This window comes from Malaciobacter halophilus (genome assembly GCF_002837275.1).
Classification (GTDB): Bacteria; Campylobacterota; Campylobacteria; order Campylobacterales; family Arcobacteraceae; genus Malaciobacter; species Malaciobacter halophilus.
Genome location: NZ_NXIF01000095.1, coordinates 1 through 4519 on the forward strand (window position 1 = coordinate 1; position 4519 = coordinate 4519).

The following is a 4519-nucleotide window of genomic DNA, read 5'->3' on the forward strand; positions in this document are numbered from 1 at the left end:
TTAGATGGAATATAGAAGATACGCAAAGAGAAAAATATAATGGTAAAGAGACAATAATTCATAATCTAAAAGAAGAAAAAGTTCATGAGATTAATTTCTTTGCATACATTGATGGAAAAATTCAAGATGGTGCAAATACTAGACTTACTTTCGATAAAAAAGAAGAACAAAACGTTAAAAACAATACAACAGTAAATAATAAACAGGAAAAATAGTATGCAAAATATAATAAAAACCCTACTACTAATATGTATAACAACAGTAGTATTAAACTCACAAGAATTAAAAAAAAGCAAATATGATATAACTCAATGTATAAAAATAACATATACAAAAGAAGATATAAAAAAATATAAAGAATTAATACAAGAGGGTGAATTACAAGGATATAGTTGTGCTGGTATATACTATATGCGACAAGGAGATTTTAAAGAAGCAATAAACTACTTTACTAAAGGAAAAGAAAAAGGAAGTATAGAAGCATATGCACAACTAGGAAGTCTGTATTCTAGCTTTTTACACGATTATAAAAAAGCAGTTAAAAACTATAAAATAGCAGCAAATGCAGGACATGGAAAATCAGCACATAATTTAGGTGTATATTACTATAAAAACTTTAAATATGATGAAGCATATAAATGGTTTATGAAATCATATGAAACGGGTGATTTAAATTCACTATTATCAATTGGATTGATGTATGATCAACAAAAAAAGTATACAGAATCAATAAAGATATATAAAAAAGTTGGAGAATTGGGTGAACCAGAGGGATATCGTAGTTTAGGAATTTTATTTATAAAAAATAAAGATGTAAAAAATGATGAAGAAGGAATAAAGTATTTAAAGAAATGTTATGAAATGGGATATGGATTATGTGCAGCAGGACTTGGTACATACTATGAGGAAAACAAAAAAGATTATAAAAAAGCAGAAGATTGGTATAAAAAGGGATTTGAACTTAAAAATGAAGAATCAATAAATAGGTTAGGTTTTATGTATTTAAAAGATATAAATAATCCTAAAAGAGCAATTTATTGGTTTAAAGAAGGATATAATAAGATTAATTGTGAAAGTTGTGCTTTTGAAGTAGGAAATATATATGCGAAAAATTTTAAAGAGTATAATAAAGCTATAAAATGGTACAAATTTAGTGCTTTACAAAATGATTTAGATTCAATATTTAATATAGCATATACATATGAAAATGACTTAAAAGATAAAATAAATGCAATTATTTGGTATAAAAAAGCTGCTAAACTTGGTGATAATGGAGCAAAAAGAAGATTAAAAAAACTAGGAGTATCATATGAGTAATGATATAACTAAAGGAAATGCATTTCATAAAGAGGGTGAAGTAGTACACTTAAATGAATTTTGTACAAAAGAGAATGAAGCAATAGAAGAAGATATAAAAACTAGAATCGCTTATATGGTTATATCAAATGAAGATATAAAAGAACTATTAGACTCAAATAACGATAAACAAACTATCTTAAATAAAGTAATAGAAGAATATAAACCTTATTTGATAAAAGCTGTAGAAAAAGAGAGTACTAAAAATAATAAACCCTTAATTTTCGATGATTTACGTGGTGTAACTGAACAAATAGTTGATAAAAAATTGGTAAAACTTTGTACCACTCAATTGTATAACTCAAAATCTTATGGAAGTGTATTAAAAGCAAAAAAGTATCATCATGCATATAAAAAAGTATTAGAAAAAAATCTAAAAGAAAATCTTGAGAAAAAAAGTACTTCTGCTTTGACTTTTACTAAAGATAGTTGTAATGAAATTATAAAAAAAGAAGTAAATAAAACTTCAAAAAAATTAAATAAAAATGAACAAGCATATATAGTACTATCTATGCCATATGTATATAATATAAAAGATGGTTCTAAAACAAAAGAGTTAGAACTAATATCTTATGAAGATAAAATAATAGCATCATTTATGCCTGAGTTAATAGTCGAATATGGAGTATTTTTTGATGGAACAAATAATAATATATATAATATAGATTTTTATAAAAATTTTAAAAAGTTTTTAAAAGAGCCTGCAAAAAATATAGAAGATAAAATAAAAAATAGAGATGGCTTAAGACGTTCAAAAGGTGAATTAGAAACATTAGATAAAAAAACCATTCAATACCATATCCTTTCAATAGATAACCCAGAGTTTACAAACGAAACAAAAAAAATGATTATAAATCAAATGAACAACGCTTCAATAAGATATTTTGATAGTAAATCAGTTTTTATTGTAGGCAAGGATGAAATTACAACTACTAAAAAAGCAGAAAAAGATTCAAAAAAAGTATTTGATTATTTACTTGATGTAAAAAATAGTAAAAAAGATGCCCAAGAAAAAACTATTTCTGATTATATAATAAAAGAAATACTTCCAGATGATAATGAAGATAGTAGCTTTACAAATGGTGAAACAAATATAAGTAGATTATATGAATTATATGATGGAGATGATGTAAAGAAAAACAAAGATGCTCTTCCAAATACTAGATTTAAACTTTATGAAAGTGGTTCTGGAACTTTTAATCCTTTTATACAAAAAGATTATGAAGATGACTCTGTAGTTGGACTGGGTCTTGGAATGGGAGAGAGTGGAGTAATAGCACATTGTTTATACTCTTGTATAAAAATGGTTGAACAATTAAGAAAAGATTCAATAACACATATAGATGAACTAGTTTTAGATGTATTTGGATTTAGTAGAGGTTCTACTAGTGCAAGACATTTTATTTGTACACTTTTGAAAAATACACAATTAGTAAAAAATAAAAAAAGAGAATATACAATAAAAACAAAAGATAGTAAAGATATTTTTTATGAATTTTTTGGAAGTAATGGTTATGTAAGAATTGGAAGTAAGACTATTTTTAATCCACTTAGAACAGATATAGAGTATATTAATCCAAATAACAATAATCATAGAGTTTATAATCCTTTTTATAAAGAAAAAGAGATAACAATCGAATCAATCTCTTTTAGATTTGCAGGATTATTTGATACAGTAACACATTATGGAATTATGCAATCAAATGATTCTGATGATTTAAATATAAACTTTTTTGAAAATGATAATAATAAAAAAGTAGGGCATGTAGTTCATCTAATGGCTGATGATGAGTTTAGATATAACTTTGAAGCATACTCTATTTTTACAAGTATAAATAAGCACTATTATAAACAAAGTACAGAAAAAAGAGAAGATGGTGGTGCAAGATTTGAAGAGTTTTATGTTCCTGGAGCACATGCAGATGTAGGAGGGGGATATAATGAAGAGAATGAATTGGTTTATCTTGGTGATTTTATAATAGAAGAAAAAAAACTACCTGAATACTTAAGAAAAAATATAGAAAATTGGAATAATAAATATAATTGGTTAAAAAATAACGCATTAATACAAAAAGATTCAAAAAAAGAGATAAAAAAACTAAAAGAAGAGACAAAAGAAAAAGAAGGTTTTTATTACTATATAAAAAATCAATATAAACTTAATCCAAGAGAAGATATTTGGGGAAACTCTTCAAATTGGGAATATCATTTACATTTATATATGTATAAACCAAAAGTATCAAATAAATATGAACATGTAGCTATGAGATTAATGTATGATAAAGCTATATATGTAGATTCAAAAACACAAAAAAACAGAAAAGATGAGTTTGAGATGGTTCCTTTTGGTAAATTTAATTATAGTTTTAAAGATGATGAAACTTTAAAAGAAACATATAAAGCACTTAAAGAGCATAAAGTTTTAAAAAAAGAGAATACAAAAATATATAAAGAGTTAAAAAATAACTATTTACACCACTCTTCACAAGTTGGAAACTTTGTAAACAAACCTTCAAATGAGAAAAAAGATGAATATGAGCTATATGGAAAGAGAGTTATTTATTCTACAAAGGGCAAAGAGTTTACTAGAGGCTAATTGTGTTAAAAATTAAAATTATAGTTATACTATTAATAAGTTTTTGAATTATTTTAAACTAATATTAAATATTATTTTGGAATAATGATAAAAATTATCAAAGGTAACTTTATGAATATAAATATTTATAGCAGTATTTATGAGAACTTAATAGATTCAAAAGTTAAGGCTTTAAGTATAAAAGCTCTTTTAGAAAAATATAACATTTCACATGGACAATTAAAAACAATTTTACTTAAAATTAAAGAAAATGAGTATATTAGTAAAGAAAATACTACAATAAATAACTATTTAATTGAATTGGAAAATTATAAAGAAGAAGAATTAAAAGTATTTGAAAAAAGAATAGAAGAGGGGGAAAATAGTAAAAAAGATACCTTTATTAAAAAAGAGAATAAAGTTGTTGTATTAAAAACAAAAATAAAAGAATATACAATAAAATACTCTTCTATTATTTTAAATTTAATAAAAAACTTAAAATATAAATTTAATAAAATAGATATAAAAAGTAAATATATTACAGCTACAGGTATATTTTCTATACTATTTTTTATATCACTATTTACT

Annotated in this window: 4 protein-coding genes; all 4 read left to right on the forward strand. The window is 23.8% G+C overall.

Going from position 1 to position 4519, the window contains the following annotated elements:
• Window positions 1–215, forward strand: a 215-nt coding sequence (locus CP960_RS13855) for a hypothetical protein (RefSeq protein WP_165777373.1), incomplete at its 5' end; no start/stop codon positions are given.
• A 1-nt stretch (window position 216) separates the two neighbouring features.
• A complete protein-coding gene (locus CP960_RS13515; protein WP_101185983.1) occupies window positions 217–1317 on the forward strand; it encodes a tetratricopeptide repeat protein in 1101 nt (366 codons plus the stop codon).
• A complete protein-coding gene (locus tag CP960_RS13520; RefSeq protein ID WP_101185984.1) occupies window positions 1310–3952 on the forward strand; it encodes a phospholipase effector Tle1 domain-containing protein in 2643 nt (880 codons plus the stop codon). Before CP960_RS13515 ends, CP960_RS13520 begins: the two co-directional genes overlap by 8 nt.
• 111 nt (window positions 3953–4063) lie before the next feature.
• The coding region (locus tag CP960_RS13525) for a hypothetical protein (RefSeq protein WP_133121164.1) at window positions 4064–4519 on the forward strand (456 nt) is incomplete at its 3' end.